Origin of the sequence: Pseudotamlana haliotis (assembly GCF_008806375.1) — a bacterium.
Taxonomy (GTDB): domain Bacteria; phylum Bacteroidota; class Bacteroidia; order Flavobacteriales; family Flavobacteriaceae; genus Pseudotamlana; species Pseudotamlana haliotis.
Genome location: NZ_WAAT01000004.1, coordinates 152,757 through 172,445, shown reverse-complemented (window position 1 = coordinate 172,445; position 19,689 = coordinate 152,757). Strand labels below are relative to the sequence as shown.

Below are 19,689 nucleotides of genomic sequence, written 5' to 3'. Positions count from 1 at the left end.
AATGAAAACAACAGGTTTGAAAGGTATTTTAATGATATTGACAATGGTTATTCTAGGTTGTAAGCAAGAGCGAGAACAGCCTGTTAAAGAACTCTATGTATGGAAACCCTTAACAGTGAAAGCTTCAGCATATAATTCGGTTCCTGAACAAACGAGTCCGAACCCACATATCACGGCCTTTGGTGATAGTATTCATCCGGGACAACAATTTATTGCGGTGTCTCGAGATTTACTGAAAGGGGAATTAAAATATAATACCCTTGTTAAAATAGAAGGACTTGAGGGCATATATATTGTGAAAGATAAAATGCATTCACGATGGAAAAATCATATTGACGTTTATATGGGCTTAGATATTGAAGCTGCCAAGCAATGGGGCAGGCGAACGGTTGATGTTTTATATGCTGTAGAAAAGGAGGACTCAGAGCAAGAGTAAGCACCCAAAAAACAAAAACTAACAACCAATTATACCTTCTCGCAAAGACCCGAATGCGTAAAGTGTAATTAATCAGTGAAAATCAGTAAAATCTTTGTCTTAAAAGTTTTCTGTGAGGCTTTGTGAAACCTCAGTGTTTCTCTGTGTAATAATCAGCACAAGCGTAAGCACATAGTAACTAAAACAAACCAATTAAACTTAAAAGTTCTTTCTAATTCGACCTTGATAGAACTTGTTGTCAAAAAGCACATCCTTAAAAAACAGAAAAGCTTGATGGTAATCTTTATTAGGAAGATTAAAAACATCATGCCCTCGTCCTTTATAAGTGTATAGTAAGAAACTTGCATTAAGGTTTGCTAATTTATTGGTTATTTGTTTCGAACCTTCTAAGATGAAAAACCCTTTTTGAAAGACCGTACACGAATGATGAGCGCCTTTACTATAAGGTACTACGCGATCATTTTCACCATGATAAAAAGCACCTGGAATGGCGTTATCTTTTTTTATGGCATTAAGATCAAAAATAGCACCTGAAATTGAAAAAACGGCAGCAATTTTAATCCTTTTATGTCGCGACAAACTACTCATAAGTTTTCTGTTATAGGCGATATTTAAAATCGTTTCTGCTCCAGCGCTACTTCCTGCCAATATTATTTTTGAAGCATCAATTTTAAACTCCTTTTTATACTTAGTTAAATAGAATAAAGCGTCTAAAACATCTTGTGCACCTCTTCTATATACCTGAAAAATTTCATTTTGTGGGGTACCACAGCTTACATCTCTGTGCTCTTGTGTTAGCCGGTAGTCAATGCTAGCCACATTATAGCCCTTTTTAGCAATGTTTTTTGCCATAGAAATCAAATAACTCTCATTTCTACTACCGCTATAAAAACCACCGCCATGTACCAAAACCATTAAAGGTCGTTTCTTTATACTATCTCCAACAGGTTCATAAATATCAAGTTTTAAGGTGTCTTTGTCTTTAATAGCATAATTGTACGTACGCATTGATGCGTCACTGAAAACAGGGTCAATATAACGTGTTTGTGCGCTTAAGGCGTAAAAACTAAGTAGGAATAAAAGGCTTAATCTTAAAGCTGTCATAAATAGAATACATGGTAATTCGTAAAGCTAATTTAAAATGAATTTTTAATAATTGATGTACTGTTAGGATTATATTGTGAACTCTAACCTTATTTTAAACTGAAAAGGTTGCCTGAAAAAGACAACCTTTTAGTTTTACTGCATGAAATTTAGCAGTATATTAATTTGATGAGCCACTGAATCACCGTGCCCGTCGTCGGGCAGGAGTACTGGTTGATAAAATTTTACTTTTCAGACAGCTTCTTTTTATGCAAATAGATGAAATATATTGATTCGTAATAATTTTCATTATTATTTTATATTTTAGCGTAAATAATACGCATAATATGAATCAATCTATAAAGCTTTCCGTAGATGCTGTGGTATTTGGGTATGAAGCAGGTACTATCTCCGTATTACTCATAAAGAGAAAATATGAGCCTTTTAAAGGGAAATGGGCAATTCCAGGAGGTTTTGTTCTAAATAATGAAGCTTTAGAGAAGGCAGTAGAAAGGGAGCTAAAAGAAGAGACTGGAGTAGAAATTAATTATTTGGAACAACTATATTCGTTTGGAAATCCAAATAGAGATCCAAGAGGACGGATTGTCTCTATAGCGTATTTTGGACTAGTTCACCCTAGTGCTTTTAAAATTAATGCTTCAACAGATGCAGAGGAGGTGCAGTGGTTTAAAATAGATGAACTACCACAACTTTCTTTTGATCATAAAGATATTCTAAAATTAGCCATTTCTAGATTGCAAAGTAAAATAACCTATGAACCTCTAGGCTTTGAACTTCTTGATGAGAAATTTCCTTTTTCAGATTTAGAAAATTTATACACTACACTTTTAGGTAGACCTATTGATAGACGTAATTTTAGAAAGAAATTTTTAAAATTAAATATTCTTGACGAACTAGATGAGAAAATTTCAAAAGGATCGGGAAGACCAGCTAACTTATTTAAATTCAATCAAAAAAGATATTTTAAATTAAAACAAGAAGGTATCATTTTCGATATATAAAAGCTTAATATTTGTTTTTGTGTAAAAAAAACACAAATATTGTTTTGTGCAATCTAAATCTTGAATTATATTTGCGTTATAATTACGCAAAAACATTTTATTATGAATGGTTTATTATTAACAGACGGCTATAAAACAGGACATCACCAACAGTATCCAAAAGGAACAGAAGAAGTATATTCAAATTGGACACCTAGAAGCAATAAGTATGCTCCTAAAGGATGTAACCAAGTCGTATCTTTTGGGCAACAATATGTATTCATGTGGTTACATGATTTTTTTCAAGACAATTTCTTTTCAAAACCAAAAACTGAAGTTTGTAATGAAATTAAAGAAGAATTATCAATGTATTTAGGAGCAGATTATGATGTGACTCATTATGAAAAGCTCCATGATTTACAATATTTACCAATAAAAGTAAAATCGTTGCCAGAAGGGGTAGAGGTCCCTATTAGAGTACCTATGGTAACTATTGTAAATACTGATAAAGAATTTTACTGGATTACAAATTTTTTAGAAACTATTTTATCTACCATGTTATGGCAACCCATGACATCGGCTACCATAGCTTTGTGTTATAAAAGAATATTCAAAAAATGGGCCTTACGAACAGATAAAGAAAATTTAGGTTTTATTGATTTTCAAGGTCATGATTTTTCAATGCGAGGTATGGGTGGTTTACAAAGTGCTGTTTCTTCCGGGATGGGACATGGTGCGGTCTTTTTAGGATCAGATAGCTTGCCTATAATTAGCAGCTTTAGAAAATATTATAATGCACAAGGTTTTGTAGTAGGTTCTGTAAATGCAACAGAGCATTCTGTAATGTGCGCAGGAACTAAAGATGATGAAATAGGAACTTTTAGAGCGTTAATGAATACATATCCAAGCGGAATATTATCTGTGGTAAGCGATACTTGGGATTTATGGAAAGTACTTACAGTATATTTACCAGAATTAAAAGATGAAGTATTATCAAGAGATGGAAAATTAGTAATTCGCCCTGATAGTGGAGATCCTGTTGATATTATTTGTGGTGAAAGCCGAACTCTTGGAGGTAAAGCTGCAAAAGACAAAGGTGTTGTAGAACTGCTTTGGGATATTTTTGGAGGCGCTACAAACCCACAAGGTTTTAAAGTTCTAGATGCACATATAGGAGCTATTTATGGCGATAGTATTACAACAGAAAGAGCTGAAAATATTTGTCAGCGATTAAGCGACAAAGGCTTTGCAACAACTAATGTGGTTCTAGGAATAGGTTCTTTTACGTACCAATTTAACACAAGAGATACTTTTGGTTTTGCAATGAAAGCAACTTCTGTCGTTGTAAATGGAGAACGAAGAGAAATTTTTAAAGATCCAATTACAGATGATGGTGTAAAAAAATCGGCAAAAGGTTTAATGAAAATTGATGTTGTAGATAATGAATATGTTTTAATTGATCAGGTAACTCCTGAGGTTGAAAATGAAGGCGCTCTACAAGTTATTTATCAAGATGGTAAATTTGTTAATCAAATTAATTTACAAGACATAAGAACTAAAATTAATGGATGTATTTAATTTCGACTTCTATCAAAGACTGCAAAAAGACTATTTAGAGCATAAAAGTCTTTTTGTAGCATTTGATTATGATAATACAATTTTCGATTATCATAATCACGGTATTAATTATGATAGAATTATTTCTTTGTTAAGAACATGTAAGTCTTTAGGGTTTACTATGATACTTTTTACTGGTAACGAAGGCGAAAAATTAGAAACTATTAAAAGTGATTTAAAAACTCGAAATATCCCCTTTGATTTAATTAATGAAAATCCATTAATGCCAACAAGAAAACCTTATTACAATATTTTGTTAGATGATAGAGCGGGATTAAAAGAAGCCTATAATAATTTAAAAAAACTTACTGATGCAATACGAAATAAAGAAATTTAAAGACGGTCAGGTAGCTGCTAAAATTATTGAAAATGGAAATATTCATATAAAAATTAGAGGAAATAGCTATGAAGGTTTATTTGAAGCCGCCGCTGCAAAAGAAGCTTGGGATGCTGAAAACGCTATAAATAAGTCTGCAATTGCAGAATTAACGATTTACTGTTTAATTGGCCAACGTTCAGACCGACGTTTTAATAAGGGTGAATCTTTCGATTTGAAGCTTATATGTAATTTCATTAATTCTATGAAATTTGATAAGGTTTATATTCTACATCCGCACAGTCCAATTTCACTAGCATTAATTAATAACTCTGAAAAAATATCACATTTCAGTTTTGTTGAAGATGCTTTTAATAAAATTGGAAATCCAATATTAGTAAGTCCCGATGCAGGAGCTTATAAAACAACACATGAAATTGCTGAAAAACTTAATGCCGATTTAGTGCCTTCAAATAAAGTTAGAGTAAATGGAGCTCCAGAAATAAGCATACAAGGCGATGTTAAAGGTAAACCCTGTTTAATTATTGACGATTTGGCCGATGGAGGTAGAACCTTTAAGTTTTTAGCTGAAGCTTTAAAATTACAAGGCGCTATAAAAGTATTTTTATATGTAACTCATGCCCAATTTAATTATGGGTTTGAAGAATTAAAAGAAACCATTGATCATGTATATTGTACAAACAGCTATAAGAATATTGATGATGAGTTTGTAACGCAATTCAAACTAAAAGGAATTGAGTAAAATTCATAAATTTAAATTGCTTTATAAAAAAGGTTACTTAATTAAGTAACCTTTTTTTTATCTAGCAACCTCTTAGTTATTACTAGAAATAACGTTTAATATCTCACTTTTCTGAAGCACTCCAGATTGTCTCCAAACTTGTTTACCGTTTTTAAATAACAGCATGGTTGGAACGCCACGTACTTGATATTTTGTTGCTAATTCTTGATTTTTATCCACGTCAATTTTAACAATTGATACGTTTTCTCCTAAAGTATCTTTGACTTCCTTTAATATAGGACCTAATGTTTTACAAGGGCCGCACCAAGTAGCAAAAAAATCGATTAGAACAGGCTTGTCTTGATTTATTATTTCTGAAAAATTACTCATAATTTAAAATTTTATTTATCAAAAGTAATGCTCCATATACCTCGCACTTGGTTGGTATTATATCCAATTGCTTCATCTTTAGGGTAAAGAGCTTTTAACTTCTTATAAGTTTGTTGTTCTATATTTTGACCAGGGTTGCCATGACATTGTAAACACATGGAATTTGTTACAATTGGATAGTAAACATTCACTTTTTTACTTGTTTCTTCAAGAATAGGTTGTGGTTCACCTTGATTCTTTATTGTGTTCTTAAATGTTTTGATGTGATTTAATTCTTCAGCATTTGCTTGATTATCAGGGTTTCTTGGTTTATCGGATACCCTTTTAATAGTTGCATGATGTACAACCGACATACTATCTGTTAACGGGTAAGCTGCTTCATTACAAAATGCTAAAGCTTCTAGTGTTCCTTCTTTCTGAATAGTGCCTATTAAGTTTTTTCCTAAAACAGTTTTAGTTGATAAGGCATATTTTAAACCACGTTCTCCATAAGGCAGTTTTTCAATGGCTGATTGACCAGACGATGTTTCTGAATTCTTATTTCTATTTTTTTCACTGAAACCTTCTGGTTTATCAATATCATTATCAAACATATAACTTGCAATTTGTTTGATGGTCTCATCAGGATAAGCTGATTTTGGCATCAAACCAAATTGTTCTACAGCACCAGGCATTTTAGAGTCTTCAACATTAGGGTTATTAATCCAAGCGATCATGTCTTCAATAAATTCTTCTTTTGTGGTAGAAGGACTTATGTAGTGATTTTTAATAGCACTCATAGGAGGTCCTATTTTGTTGCTTTTAGAAGCCGTAGGACTATGACAGGTATAACAATTGGTTTCCATAAGCTGTTTACCTGGATGTGCTATACTTTGTTCTTTTTTATAATCAGTTACGTTTTCCTTCTTTTTTGACTGATTGCAATTGAAAATAAAAAAGGGTACTATTAATAGAATACAACCTTTCTTCATGTTATTATGGTTTATTTTGAAAATTTACCAGTTGCACAATTTACATAAGATTTTGCTTTAAAAATGTAGTTATTATCATCTTCAACTGATGGATAGCCTAAGCTTTTTAATTTTTCCTTTACTAATAATGCATCTTCAGTCGTTTCATAATTAAATGAAACTTTACTTTCTTCAATATCAACATGAATTTCAGAAATATTTTTAATACTAGCGAGTTTAGAGGAAATGGTATTCGCACAACCTCCACATTTTAGATTTTGAACAATTATTGATGTTTTCATAATTTAATTAGGTGTTTTACAGCTAATGTTAAAGAGTTTTAAAAAAAAACATTTATCGTTATCAAAATTAAAATTTAAAAAATAAAAAATAGGTGATATTTGTTACCTAAGGTATAATTATTTATTGGCTACCACCTATTTTTTATATTATATAATTAATAAGCCATTTTCACAATTTTCTCAACTTTATCAGGTGATAAGTCTTGGTGTTCACCCAAGCCAGTCCAACCACGATCGGTAAAACGTTTTGAAATTTCTTCAGCTGTACCTTCATAATCTTTGGTATAATCTGATAATTTCGTATCTATTCCTAATTCATGGAAAAAAGCTACTGTTTTTTCAATGGCCGCTTGTGCTTTATCTTCGGTAGAACCTTCAGTGATATTCCAAATGCGTTCGGCATATTGGGCTAGTTTTTCCTTTTTTGCTTCAAAATTGAAATGATAATGACTTGGTGCAATCACGGCTAAAGTCCTAGCGTGATCAATTCCGAATAAAGCGGTAAGTTCATGACCCATAGCATGTACTGCCCAGTCTGTAGGTACGCCTTTTTGAATTAACCCGTTTAAAGCCATGGTGCAACTCCACATGAAATTTGATGCCGCTTCATAATTGGTAGGATCTTCAATTACTTTCGGAGCCACTTCAATAAGGGTTTGCATGATACTTTCAGCAAAACGATCTTGAAGCAAAGCACCAGCAGGGTAGGTCATGTACTGCTCTAAAACGTGGCTAAAAGCATCAGTAATACCATTTGCTAATTGACGCTGCGGAATAGACTGAATGACCTGCGGGTCTAAAATTGAGAACTCAGGAAACAAGCCAGGGCCACCCATACCTAATTTTTCTTTAGTTTCGGCATTGGTAATCACGGCACCAGAATTCATTTCAGAACCCGTAGCTGGTAATGTTAAAACCGTTCCGAAAGGCATGCCTTTTTCAGTTCTAATCTTTTTACTTAAAATATCCCAAGGAGTATCGCCATCAAATAAAGCAGCAGACGATAAAAACTTCGTTCCATCAATAACAGAACCACCGCCCACAGCTAGTAAATAGGTGATATTTTCAGATTTAATCAATTTTAAAGCTTTCATTAAAATCGCATATTCCGGATTTGCTGGAATACCACCAAATTCAAGAACTTCGAACTCAGATAAGGCTTTTTTTACTTGGTCATAAATGCCATTCTTTTTGATGCTTCCTCCGCCATAGAGAAGGAGGACTTTGGCATCTTTAGGAATTTCATTTTCTAATTTTTCTATAGTATTCTTACCAAAAATAATTTTGGTAGGATTTTTAAATTCAAAAGTGTTCATAATTTAAGTTTTTCGTTTGTTTAAATTTCAACAATCATTTTCCCTTTGTTTTTCCCTTCAAATAAACCGATAAAAGCATCTGGGATATTATCAAAACCATTAACAACGGTTTCGGTATAAGTGAGTTTACCTTCAGATAACCAAGTAGATAGTTCTTTCATTGCTTCAGGAAATTTTTCAGCATAATTAGAAACAATAAAGCCTTGCATTAAAGCACTATTTTTAACCAAAAAAGGCTGTACACTAATACTTTTAGGGATTTCAGTATTATTATAAACAGAAATAGCACCGCAAATGATGATTCTCGCAAATCGGTTGATGTTGAACAATACCGCATCTGAAATTGGTCCGCCCACATTATCAAAATAAATATCTACACCGTAAGGTGCTAATTTCGAAATTTCAGCATTAATATCTTCCGTTGTTTTGTAGTTAATTCCAGCATCAAATCCGAATTTACTTTTAAGCATATCAACTTTTTCATCGGTTCCAGCGATACCTATTACATGAAGTCCGAGAATTTTTCCAATTTGTCCAACAACGCTTCCTACAGCTCCAGCAGCACCAGAAACCACTAAAGTTTCGCCTGCTACAGGTTTTCCTATTTCGGTTAAACCACAATATGCGGTTAAACCTGTCATACCTAAAATACCTAGGTAAGCACTTAATGGTGCTTTCGCTCCATCAACTTTTAGTAGCCCTTCGCCTGAAGAAAGTTGACTTGTTTTCCAATTGAGCAATCCTGAAACATAATCACCTTCTTTAAAATTTTCATTTTTTGAGGCTATTACTTTCGCTACGACACCAGACTGAACCGGTTTATTGAGTTCTAAAGGTGCTACATATGATTTTGCATCGCTCATACGTCCTCTAAGATAAGGATCAACAGATACAAATTGAGTTTCTAAAAGGATTTCTCCAGAACTAGGTTCTAAATTTTTATCTTCCGTTATAAATTCAAAATCTGAAACTGAAGGTTTACCTTGTGGTCTATTTTTAAGTAAAATGCTTTTTGTCTTCATCTTTTAATCTATTAAAGTTACTAAGTCTTTCATAGGTTTTCTAACTTTTACCAAGTTAACCAACCAATCATTTTCTTCTTTTCTGTAGCCTAAAGGTAACATGACCGCACTACGTAATCCTTTTTCTTTTAATCCCAAAATCTCATCTATGACAGCAGGATCAAAACCTTCCAATGGCGTGGCATCAACACCTTCAAAAGCAGCGGCGATAATGGCTTGAGAAAACGCAATGTAGGCTTGTTTTGCGGCATGGTTAAAATTTTCTTCGGCTGGTTTTTGCGGATATGAACTTAAAAGCATCTGACGGTAATTTTCCCAACCTTCGTTTTTAAATCCGCGAATGTCGTTTGTTAAATCAAACATGTAATTGATACGGTCTTCGGTATAGGTATCCCAAGCCACAAAAACAAGTAGATGCGAACAATCAGTAATCACAGATTGGTTCCAAGCTACTGGTTTAATTTTTTCTTTAATCTCTTTGTTTTTTATTACTATAATTTCAAAAGGTTGTAAACCACTTGATGTTGGGGCTAAACGTGCAGCTTCTAAAATTCGTTCTATTTTATCTTCAGGAACAGTTTCACCATTCATGGCTTTTGCCGCATATCTCCAATTTAATTTATCTAATAATTCCATAATTGTAACTGTTTATTTAATTCTATTTTGAAAGTGTTTTTATATTGTGTGATGTAATAATCGATTCTGTTTGAGAACTCGAATTAGCGAGGTTTATCATCCCTTGTGCAATGGTGTCAGGTTCAATGATTCTATAGTTTTTTAATGAGCCGAAGAATAAAGGTTGAACAACTTTAAATACCGCCAAACCTATTTTTTCTAGTGTTCGTTGTTCATTACGTTCGCCACCGATTAAAGACGGTCTTAAAACATATGTGTTTTTAATATTTTGCTGAAATACATCACGTTCCATTTCGCCTTTAGTTCTGTTATAAAACACCTTGCTTTTTGGATTAGCTCCCATTGCTGAAATCACCAGAAATGTTGAAATATTATTCGTATTAGACAGTTTTGCCGCCGTTACCGGAATACCATAATCAATTTGTTTGTAAAGTGTTTTATCTGGTGTTTTACTAGCCGTGGTCCCTATGCAACAATACACTTCGTTGGCCGTAAATTCTGCTCTTAACTGTTCCAATTCTAACAGATCACCGATAAACTGAGTCACTTTACTTGGAAGGTTTTCAATTTTAGAACGCGAGAACAGTTTAATTTGGCTATATCGGTCATCTTCAATTAATTTTTGAAGTAAAACACCTCCTGTTAAACCAGTTGCTCCTAATATTATGGCTGTTTTATTCATTGTATTATTTAAGTTTTATGCTATCCCAAGCCGCTTGATAGGCTTCTTCAATTTGATTTTTACTTAATGTAAAAGCCGCTCTTTTTTGTATCGTCAATAAAAACGACAAGGGGTTTATTGAATAGGCATACAAAAGGTAATCGTCTATGGGTTTAATAACACCTTCTTGTTTTCCTCGAGCCCATAAATCGAGTAGGGGTTGCAGGTGTTTAATACCTTCTTGCCTAGAGGCCTCATCTATAATAGGCGTATTATCACATTGTGCTAAGAAAAAAGCGTATTCACATTCTTTGAGTTTGAAATCGGCTATACGCTTCCAAATCACTTCAAAACTCTTTTCAACACAAGCATCTTCATTATAATTAGCGAAGGCGTATTTGGTGTATTCAGCTTTTACTTCAATGTAAGTCTGATTCACCAAATCCTGCTTATTTTCAAAGTATAAGTAAATCGTTCCTGGAGAAACATTCGCCATTTTAGCAATTTTACTCATGGGTGTCGCATGGAATCCGTTGTTGTTTACCAACTCAATAGTGGCCTTAATTAAGGCATTTCGCTTGTCTATACTTTTTTGAAGTTGTGCCATGATTTTATAATTGGACAACAAAGATATTAAAAAATGAACATTCATTCATTTTTTAACAAAAGTTTAATTTTTGATGTTACTTGATAGTACTGCATTTTAGTGCTTACTCTTGCGAGATTATTACACAGGGCTACGCTGAAATTACACAGGGATGCGCAGAGGATTTTGCAGACAACAATAAAAACGGTGATAGAGGGAAGTCGATATCCAATAATAACCTACGAATACAAAATCAAAAAGACACCCAACATAATCCCAACAAGTGGCACCAGTTTTTTACGCTTGTTTTGTTCTTTGAATAGGAGTCCGCCAACAAGAACTGAGATTAAAATCTGACTACGTTTAATAGCTGAAAGCAACATGATTAAGGCTTCTGGATCTTGTAGGGCTTTAAAATAGAAATAATCGGCAGACAATAGTAAAACGCCAACCGCAGGAATAGACCAACGCCATTTAAAAGCTTTTCGTTTTTCGGCATACGGAAACCAAGTAATGCTTAAAATAACTAGCAAGATTAAAACCACATAAAAACTAAACCAAAAGATTAGGGTAAAAGGAGTTAAGTTCAAGTATTGAATTAGGAATTTATCATATAATCCGCTTGAAGCTCCTAAAAACGTGGCTACTATTATCGCTAAAATCCATTTGTCCTTTTTGAAAACAATGCCTTCTTTTTTTCCGATTTTAGAATATAATAACACTGAAAAAATGATGAGAAAGAACCCTAACCATTGCAATAAATTTGGGTTTTCATGGTAAATAAGTATCGCCCCAATAAAGGTAAAAAACGGACCCGCAGAACGTATTGGTGTTACAATAGTAATAGGCAAGTGCTTTAAGGCTTGATAAGCTAGAATCCAAGATGCCGCCATGATGGCTGATTTTATAAATATATAGCCATGGAGAGTCCAAGATATGGTTCCGATGAATACACCATTTTTTTGAGCATATTCGGGCGCATTAACAGAGGTTAAAAATAAAGGAATAAGGAATAAAAAACCTGAGCCAACGGTGCCCAAAAGTACTGGAAAAACTTCGTTTCCTCTAACAGCATGCTTTTTACACAGGTTGTGTAAGCCTAAAAATAACGCGGCTAAAAGCCCTAAATACATCCACATGCGCGCGAAGATATGTTAAAGCTATTTTTTGAGGAATAAATTTCGTTTTTAATTTCATCACAGCTTTCTGAAATCAATTTTTAGTGTATTTTTAGAAAAGATATTGTGTGTTAAAATATTTGAATATCTAAAAAAAGCCAACTAAAACCACCACTTTTATGTCAACTTTAGAATCAAGTACCCAGATTAATATGAAATTAATAATCTTAGGTTTACTCGTTTTTTTTAGTATGATTTTCTTTGTGGACTTGCAACCTGGAAAACCTGAAGTCACTTATACTGCTGCGATTGCCGTTTTAATGGCTTTTTGGTGGGTTACTGAGGCTTTACCCATTGGCATCACATCGTTTCTTCCTATTGTTTTGTTTCCTACACTTGGGGTTTTGGATGGGAAAATGATTTCTGATGCTTATATCAATTATGTTATCTTTTTATTTATTGGTGGTTTTGTTATGGCTTTGGCTATGGAAAAATGGAATCTCCATAAACGCATCGCCTTAAAAATTTTATCGCTAGTAGGAGGGAGCCCTTTTAGAATCATGTTGGGTTTTATGCTAGCTTCTGCTTTTTTATCGATGTGGATGTCTAATACAGCCACGGCCATGATGATGCTTCCTATTGCATTTTCAGTAACGACGGCTCTTGAAGAAATTTATGGCTCAGGGAAAATAAGTCGATTTGCGGCAGGTTTACTCTTATCGATAGCGCATGCTTGTTCCATTGGAGGTATTGCAACTCTTGTTGGTACGCCTCCTAATTTATCATTTTTAAGAATTTTTGAAATTATTTATCCTGGTGCACCTGAAATTTCATTCGGACAATGGATTTCTTTTGCTTTTCCAATTACGCTTATGATTTTTATGTTTTCATTAGGCTTACTCTACTTTTCTTACCGACCGAAAGGACAAATAGAAGCTCTGGATAAATCCTTTTTCAAAGACAAATATCAAGCCCTTGGGAAAATAAGTTTAGAACAAAAGCGTGTGTTTCTTTTATTTGTGACTTTAGCATTTTTGTGGGTGTTTCGTTCAGATTTAAATCTAGGGTTTCTAAGTATTCCGGGGTGGAGTACTGTGTTTAAAAACCCGAAGTTCATAAATGATGGTACTGTTGCTATTTTTATTGCCATGCTTTTATTTATTGTACCTTCTAGCAAACAAAAAGAAGCCTTAGTCGATTGGAAAATTATGAAGAAACTCCCTTGGCACATTGTTTTCCTTTTTGGTGGTGGCTTTGCGCTTGCGAAAGGCTTTATTGACTCTGGATTATCAACGTATGTTGGCGGACTACTAAGCGGAACAAAAGGAATGTCACCAACACTTTTGGTTGGTTCACTCACCACATTAATGTCTACACTAACTGAATTTACATCAAACACAGCAACTACCGAAATGATGCTGCCAATAGTTTCAGGTTTGGCTTCAGAAATTCAAGTAAATCCCTTGTTGATTATGGTTCCGGTAACCCTGGCAGCTTCTATGGCTTTTATGCTGCCTATTGCTACACCACCAAATGCCATTGTTTTTGGCACCGGGAAACTCAAAATGATTCATATGATTAAAACAGGTTTAATCATTGATATTTTTGCCACTATCATCATTGTATTCATGACCCTTGTTTGGGGTACCATCATCTTTGATATTGACCCGAATGTTTTTCCTGAATGGGCTCATAATTCCGCGGAAGCGTTAAAACACTAATTGGTAAATGCTTTATTAACTCTCGATCTAATCCTTTATTCATAGGGTTTCAATAAGCATGTTACATATCTTTCACGATTTGTAATATATGAAATACATTGTACGGTTTTAGGGTGGTAACTTTATAAATGAAAAGTTAAACAGCTTGAATACATATATTTATTGATGAAAAATTTATTTCGAATTAGTCACTCGAAAAAAGCGAGATCTTAATTTTTAAGGTCTCGCTTTTTTAAAATTGTTATTATTGGTTTACGGGTTTGTAGACCATAATGCAGCACTTTTTAACATAGCGCGACGTGGAAGTTTCAACCCTGCTACAATTAACTCTGCAAAATCTTCAGGTTGTAAAACAGTATCTTCAGAATCTTTGTTGGCGATACCTAAATCAACAGACATATCTGAAACAATGGTACTTGGTGTTAATGTACACACACGAATATTATTTTTACGCACTTCTTTCATCAAGGATTCCGATAGGCCAATAACTGCAAATTTAGATGCCGAATATGCTGAAGTTGTAGCATTACCACTTAATCCAGCTGTTGAAGATACATTAATAATTTCACCTTCATTTTGATTAATAAGATGCGGTAAAACTTCTTTAGTTACGTAATACATGCCCATCACGTTGGTTTGCATAATTTGAGTCCATTGATCAACAGGCATGTCATTTAAAGTACCAAAGGCTGCAATTCCAGCGTTATTCACTAAAATATCAATGCCTCCAAGTGTACCAATTAGATTTTTAATTGCTGGTTTAACAGCTTCATAATCACTAATATCAAAAGCGGCGTAAGTAGCATTGACACCAAGCGCCTTAATTTCACTAACGGTTTCCTTTAGTGTGTCTTCATTTCTGCCTGTGATAGCCACATCAATACCTTCTTTGGCAAATTCTAAAGCTGTAGCTTTTCCTAAACCTCTGCTGCCACCCGTAATAATGGCTTTTTTTCCTTTAAATTCTGTCATTTTTCTTTTTTTTAGCGTTCTATGCAAGTGCAAAATCTTACATTTTTTTTAAGCTTCTAAGTTACGAATTAGCACAAAAAAGACCATAAATCTTATATAGTTTTAAGGTTAATTTATGAGTTAAAAGAAATTTATTTTTATCGAATAAATGGTATAAAAACAGACTAGAAACGTCAATCCCTTAGTGTTTAAATGAAGTCTATTTCTTGTTAATTTTTTATACATTCGTCTTTTTTTAAGACAAAGACTACAATTAAACAGCTTTTATGTCAAATGTTTACAAAATCATTCTGGTTCTAATACTAATACTTTCCATAGGGCATTTACTAAAATCTATATTCAACGATCGTGCATTGGATAAGATTGAAACTGAATTGAAACTGGTAAAACAAAGTTTAGATTCCGCTCTGTTTTCAAATCAAAAAGCTAAAACCGAAATAGAACAGTTACAAGCGGTTATTTCAAATTACCAATTAGAAAACGAGACAATTCAGAATGAAATTGACATTGTCAATTTAGAACATGAACGCGCTAAAGTAGGAACATTTAAGCAGCGCATAGTCATTGATTCCTTACTAAAAGTGAAACAGGAACGTCTTATTACTCTAAAAGCAAAAGATTCTGTTTTCAACTAAACAAACCCCTTATTTATGAAGCTCTTTTTACTTAATATTTTGTTCACAACCTGCTTTAAAAGTGTTTTATGGGCTCAGGGAAGTGTTACTGTCACAGGAGATACCACTACGGTTCATGAAACTTATGCCAAACAGCTAGAAAAACCGATTGAAATCAAGTCTTCTAATTATTTAATAAACAAAACAAACAGTACACTTTATGTGTTTAATGCTGTAAGCTTCCAATATTTTCAAGATTTAAGAATGCTTTTGGATGAGGAAGCCAATAGCAGCCTCATGGAAGCCATTAGTTTATATCATAAAAATTATTCTGAAAACCAAAAGCATTATCAAATATTATTCAACGCCTGTAATGAGCAACAAGCCTTATACAAAAGAAATATCACTGATTTAAAATTAGGTTTAAATGACTTAGAATCTACAGTTGAAAACACACAAAATGCCTTGCTACTAACTAACACCCATTTAGACAAAGCTAATGAAGCGCTTAAAACTTATAAGAAAAAGCAATTTTGGAAAAACTTTGGAAAGGTTGGAGTAGGCGTCGTTGTTGGTGTTGTTATAGGTGTATTGATAGCACATTAATAAGCTACTGACCTGAAATACCCGGAAATCATATATCTTTATAGAGTTGAAATACAGTAATTTATCACAAGCTAAACAATCAATGTCAAACCAGTTTAAACCTTTTGAAAAAATAGGGCTTTGCTTTAGCGGAGGTGGGTATCGTGCCACCTTTTACGCTTTAGGGATTTTATCTTACTTAGAGCAAATTTCCTATGAAAACCAAACCTTATTGAAACGTGTTAAAGCTATAAGTACGGTAAGTGGGGGAACTTTAACTGGGGTCGCATATACCAAAGCCGTGCAAGCTCCTGATTATAATTTTGATAGTTTCTTTAAAACTTTCTATAGCACGTTTACTCCTGAAAATGATAAACTTTTAGAAAACGCCATAGCAAAACTTGAAGACGATACCGTTTGGAAGGCTAATCCGTATAAAAAAAGGTCACTTATTAATGCTTTCGCCTTAACCTATTCGGAAATGCCTTTATTTCAAGGTACGTTTGAAAACTTAAAAAAAGATAAAATTAAGCAGCTAGAACAAGTTTGTTTTAATGCCACCGATTTTTCATTCGGACTCACATTTCGATTTCAAAATCATGGTTATTTTGGCAACACCCCGCTATATAAAAACAATCAGAAGGAAGTTAATGCGCTTCGTTATCAAGTGGAGCTAGGGGATGTGATCGCCTCATCGTCCTGTTTCCCTGTAGGTTTTGAGCCTTTAGTATTTCCCGACGATTATTTTAAAAATCAAACAGACACTGATTATAAAAACCTCAAATCACTAGATCATTTCATTGATGGTATTGGGATTATGGATGGTGGTATCGCCGATAATCAAGGTATTGGAAGTATGATGCTTATTGATGATCGTATGAAAAACACTTTAGACCTCATAATTGTGAATGATGTGGGAAGTTTTAAAATGCAACCCTGGAAACCTGATGATACACAAGTAGAAAAAAAATCAACGTTTAAACAAATTGTAAATAAAACACTTAAGTACTTTACTTTAAAACCTTTATACTGGATTGTTTTATTGCTAGGTTTAATAATTATTGTATTGAATGATATGCATGTTTTTGGAGTTCAAGCCTATAGCAGTCTTTATATTTTAGGTGGTGTGATTTTAGGTGCGGGCATGCTCTTAACACTTTTTGGTATAGTGGCTTCAGTGATTAAAATGTCCGTACTTTCCCGATTAAAAAGTATCTTTAAAAGGCAGGTTCCAGAGCCTTTGTTAGACGATGTTTTAACTTTTCAGAAATTAGATATCAGTTTAATTCAGCGCATGCTTTCTGAACGTTTAACTTCAGCAATGAGTATGATTAACGATGTGTTTTTAAAACAAATGCGACGCTTAAATTACGACTTGTTTTACTCAAAAAATGCTTTAAAAAACAAGCGTATTACAGCTACGGTTTATAAGTTAAACGGACAAAAAACACCTTATAATAAAGGCAAAAACTACAACAAGGCCATTCCTGCACCAAGTAAAGTCCTAGAATATGTATGTTTAACGGCTTCTGAAACCCCAACAACTTTATGGTGGGACAAAGTAGACGTCACTAAAAATCGCATGGAAAAATTGATTGCCTGCGGGCAATTTACCATCTGCTATGAGCTCATGGACTACATTTTAGACTTAAAAAAAGATCATGAAAATTTATTTGTTGATTTTCCTGAAGTAGAAGTCATGTATAGCACTTTAGAAACCGATTGGAAAAACTTCAATGCCAATCCACTCTGGTTAGTGAACCAACTCAAACCCTAATTTTATAAATTAAATTGTACTTTTATTCTTTAAACCAAACCAATGAGCAGACCTATAGCCGACCTACATTGTCACCCTTCATTCAAACCTGCAAACAATTCTGAAATCACTGATATCTGGACCTACAAGAAAAATCCTTGTACCAAAACCTTATTTAAGGGTGTTTTAGGATTTAGTCTAAGACGACTCATGGTCAACCTCTTTGTTAACGATTTAGCCACATACACGCAATCAAATTTAGATCATTGTCATGATGGTGAAAATCGACTCCTGTTTTTATCCATTTACCCTATTGAAAGGCAATTTGTTAAGCCCAATAGACCATTTTCATCTTCAACGGCTAGCCAACGTTTCATTTTAGGTCGCGTTTTTGGCATTAATCTGAAGTTACACCTTGATGCTAAGATTTTTCAGGTCCTCACAGGGTTTTCAGAAACTAAAGTAACAGGCTATTTGGATAGTGCTCATGGCTCAGAAGTGGTTGATTATTTCGATGACGATTTGGCTTGTGAATATACCTATCTTAAAGAAAGTCACAATAGCGAGTCACCAAATGAAACTTATGAAATCAGGCCAAAATTTCAGATGGTTTCTAACTATGAAGAATATGCTGCCTTGGAAAATCAAAATATTATTGCTGGAATAGTCACAATTGAAGGCATGCATGCTTTGGGTAAATATAAAAGAACCGATTTATTTGGTTCAAGCACTATTGACGGACTTTCAGATGAAAACAAAACCGATTTAATAAACAGTTTTATACAAAATGTGAGGCGCCTTAAGAATAAGGATGAATTTGAATTCACACCCTTTTTTATCACATTCGCACACCATTTCAATAATCTATTAACGGGACATGCCAAAAGTTTTGGTGATCCTAAAAACAAACTGCTTCCAGGTTTCTCCAATGTTTTTAATCAAAAACCAGGATTAGATGCAGGCATAACAGCCTTCGGAAAGGTTTTAATAAAGGATCATCTACTTTCAACAGTGAATGGCCAACGTATTCTTATCGATACTAAGCACATGTCTTTAGAAGCTAGAAATGATTATTTCAGCATTGTAAAATCCCTTAGAGACGTGGGTGATCATGTGCCTATAATTATCAGTCATACTGCGATAAACGGTATTTCTACAAGAGCCAGAGCGGCTGAACAGCCAGATACTAATAAACTCGACAAAAACTCTTATATAAGCCGTTGGGATATTAATATCACTGATCAAGACATTAGAGAGGTTTTTGATTCCGATGGGATTATCGGGGTATGCATGCACGATGGCCGTATGCCAGGAGGGAAGTTTAAAGCACTAATGAAAACCTATAAAAGACGCTTTACAAAAGAGGAAACGTTAAATAAATTGCATACACAAATGTTCTTAACCAATGTTTTTCATATTGCAAAAGTGAATTTGGAACATATTAGAGCTCACAATTCTCAAAATCCTAATCATCGCTACGAAGAAATTGAAGCTTGGAAAACCATTTGTTTAGGTTCAGACAATGATGGCATTGTTGACCCGTTTGATAATTTTAATTCAGCTAAAACTCTAGATGGTTTTAAAAATAGAGTAGCAAAATCTATTCATCTTAATTTTGACCCGTTATGGGAAAATTTTAAAATTCTTAATATTCAAGAAACGTCTTATACCGTTTTCACGGAAGATGAACTCCAAGATCTTATGTTAGGTTTAACTCCAGAAACGATATCAGAAATGATCTTCTGTGAAAACGCGCATCATTTTCTTAAAAAGTATTTTACACGATCGTATTTGGAAGAAGGTATAGTAAATAACATAGAAGCAATAGTTTAAAAGATTCGTTTCTAGCGGAAATCTGGTTAACC

Annotated in this window: 21 protein-coding genes; 10 read left to right on the top strand and 11 right to left on the bottom strand. The window is 33.7% G+C overall.

The genetic code is table 11. The features are described from left to right. Position 1 precedes the first annotated feature (1 nt). A complete protein-coding gene (locus tag F6U93_RS01250) occupies positions 2–436 on the top strand; it encodes a 3D domain-containing protein (RefSeq protein ID WP_225312483.1) in 435 nt (144 codons plus the stop codon). A 198-nt stretch (positions 437–634) separates the two neighbouring features. On the opposite strand, the gene F6U93_RS01245 is transcribed toward F6U93_RS01250, so the two are convergent. Continuing rightward, positions 635–1,540: an alpha/beta hydrolase gene (locus F6U93_RS01245; protein ID WP_150936054.1), complete on the bottom strand. Its 906-nt coding sequence runs from the start codon at positions 1,538–1,540 to the stop codon at positions 635–637. Between the two features lie 326 nt (positions 1,541–1,866). On the opposite strand from F6U93_RS01245, the gene F6U93_RS01240 reads away from it, so the two are divergent. From F6U93_RS01240 to F6U93_RS01225, 4 genes are all read left to right on the top strand, one after another. Then, positions 1,867–2,541, top strand: a complete 675-nt coding sequence (locus F6U93_RS01240; protein ID WP_150936052.1) for an NUDIX hydrolase — start codon at positions 1,867–1,869, stop codon at positions 2,539–2,541. 102 nt (positions 2,542–2,643) lie between these two features. Then, positions 2,644–4,098 (top strand): nicotinate phosphoribosyltransferase, encoded by a 1,455-nt coding sequence (locus F6U93_RS01235; RefSeq protein ID WP_150936050.1) that lies wholly within the window; start codon positions 2,644–2,646, stop codon positions 4,096–4,098. Beyond that, a complete protein-coding gene (locus tag F6U93_RS01230) occupies positions 4,085–4,474 on the top strand; it encodes a Cof-type HAD-IIB family hydrolase (protein ID WP_150936048.1) in 390 nt (129 codons plus the stop codon). Before F6U93_RS01235 ends, F6U93_RS01230 begins: the two co-directional genes overlap by 14 nt. After that, the gene (locus F6U93_RS01225; protein ID WP_150936046.1) at positions 4,449–5,216 is read left to right on the top strand and encodes a phosphoribosyltransferase family protein; all 768 of its coding nucleotides are present in this window, start codon (positions 4,449–4,451) and stop codon (positions 5,214–5,216) included. Before F6U93_RS01230 ends, F6U93_RS01225 begins: the two co-directional genes overlap by 26 nt. 72 nt (positions 5,217–5,288) lie before the next feature. Here F6U93_RS01225 and trxA read toward each other — a convergent pair whose 3' ends face one another. The 9 genes from trxA to F6U93_RS01180 all read right to left on the bottom strand — a co-directional run bounded on the left by trxA (position 5,289) and on the right by F6U93_RS01180 (position 12,197). After that, on the bottom strand, positions 5,289–5,585 hold the full coding sequence (gene trxA / locus F6U93_RS01220; protein ID WP_150936044.1) for a thioredoxin: 297 nt from the start codon (positions 5,583–5,585) through the stop codon (positions 5,289–5,291). Between the two features lie 11 nt (positions 5,586–5,596). Beyond that, complete coding sequence (locus F6U93_RS01215) at positions 5,597–6,556, bottom strand: c-type heme family protein (RefSeq protein ID WP_150936042.1); 960 nt, start codon at positions 6,554–6,556, stop codon at positions 5,597–5,599. Between the two features lie 11 nt (positions 6,557–6,567). Beyond that, positions 6,568–6,837, bottom strand: a complete 270-nt coding sequence (locus tag F6U93_RS01210) for a heavy-metal-associated domain-containing protein (RefSeq protein WP_150936040.1) — start codon at positions 6,835–6,837, stop codon at positions 6,568–6,570. 155 nt (positions 6,838–6,992) lie between these two features. Then, the gene (locus F6U93_RS01205) at positions 6,993–8,153 is read right to left on the bottom strand and encodes an iron-containing alcohol dehydrogenase (RefSeq protein ID WP_150936038.1); all 1,161 of its coding nucleotides are present in this window, start codon (positions 8,151–8,153) and stop codon (positions 6,993–6,995) included. 20 nt (positions 8,154–8,173) lie between these two features. After that, positions 8,174–9,175, bottom strand: a complete 1,002-nt coding sequence (locus F6U93_RS01200; RefSeq protein ID WP_150936036.1) for an NADP-dependent oxidoreductase — start codon at positions 9,173–9,175, stop codon at positions 8,174–8,176. A 3-nt stretch (positions 9,176–9,178) separates the two neighbouring features. Then, positions 9,179–9,811: a nitroreductase family protein gene (locus F6U93_RS01195; protein WP_150936034.1), complete on the bottom strand. Its 633-nt coding sequence runs from the start codon at positions 9,809–9,811 to the stop codon at positions 9,179–9,181. A gap of 22 nt (positions 9,812–9,833) precedes the next feature. Next, positions 9,834–10,493 carry an NAD(P)H-binding protein gene (locus tag F6U93_RS01190; protein ID WP_150936032.1) on the bottom strand — a complete coding sequence of 220 codons (660 nt, stop codon included), beginning with the start codon at positions 10,491–10,493 and terminating at the stop codon, positions 9,834–9,836. A 4-nt stretch (positions 10,494–10,497) separates the two neighbouring features. Next, positions 10,498–11,079, bottom strand: coding sequence for a TetR/AcrR family transcriptional regulator (locus tag F6U93_RS01185; protein WP_150936030.1), 582 nt, complete (start codon positions 11,077–11,079; stop codon positions 10,498–10,500). Between the two features lie 218 nt (positions 11,080–11,297). Next, positions 11,298–12,197: an EamA family transporter gene (locus F6U93_RS01180; RefSeq protein WP_150936028.1), complete on the bottom strand. Its 900-nt coding sequence runs from the start codon at positions 12,195–12,197 to the stop codon at positions 11,298–11,300. 158 nt (positions 12,198–12,355) lie between these two features. Here F6U93_RS01180 and F6U93_RS01175 point away from each other — a divergent pair, with 158 nt between their 5' ends. After that, entirely contained in the window at positions 12,356–13,897 is a 1,542-nt protein-coding gene (locus F6U93_RS01175; RefSeq protein WP_150936026.1) for an SLC13 family permease, read from the top strand. Between the two features lie 252 nt (positions 13,898–14,149). On the opposite strand, the gene F6U93_RS01170 is transcribed toward F6U93_RS01175, so the two are convergent. Beyond that, positions 14,150–14,869: a 3-ketoacyl-ACP reductase gene (locus F6U93_RS01170; protein ID WP_150936025.1), complete on the bottom strand. Its 720-nt coding sequence runs from the start codon at positions 14,867–14,869 to the stop codon at positions 14,150–14,152. A gap of 266 nt (positions 14,870–15,135) precedes the next feature. Between F6U93_RS01170 and F6U93_RS01165 the strand changes: the two genes are divergently transcribed. From F6U93_RS01165 to F6U93_RS01150, 4 genes are all read left to right on the top strand, one after another. After that, positions 15,136–15,504: a hypothetical protein gene (locus tag F6U93_RS01165; protein ID WP_150936022.1), complete on the top strand. Its 369-nt coding sequence runs from the start codon at positions 15,136–15,138 to the stop codon at positions 15,502–15,504. Positions 15,505–15,519: 15 nt separating this feature from the next. Beyond that, entirely contained in the window at positions 15,520–16,089 is a 570-nt protein-coding gene (locus tag F6U93_RS01160; protein ID WP_150936021.1) for a hypothetical protein, read from the top strand. Between the two features lie 82 nt (positions 16,090–16,171). Beyond that, complete coding sequence (locus tag F6U93_RS01155) at positions 16,172–17,845, top strand: patatin-like phospholipase family protein (protein ID WP_150936019.1); 1,674 nt, start codon at positions 16,172–16,174, stop codon at positions 17,843–17,845. A gap of 42 nt (positions 17,846–17,887) precedes the next feature. Then, entirely contained in the window at positions 17,888–19,657 is a 1,770-nt protein-coding gene (locus tag F6U93_RS01150) for an amidohydrolase family protein (RefSeq protein WP_150936017.1), read from the top strand. The last annotated feature ends 32 nt before the right edge of the window (positions 19,658–19,689 follow it).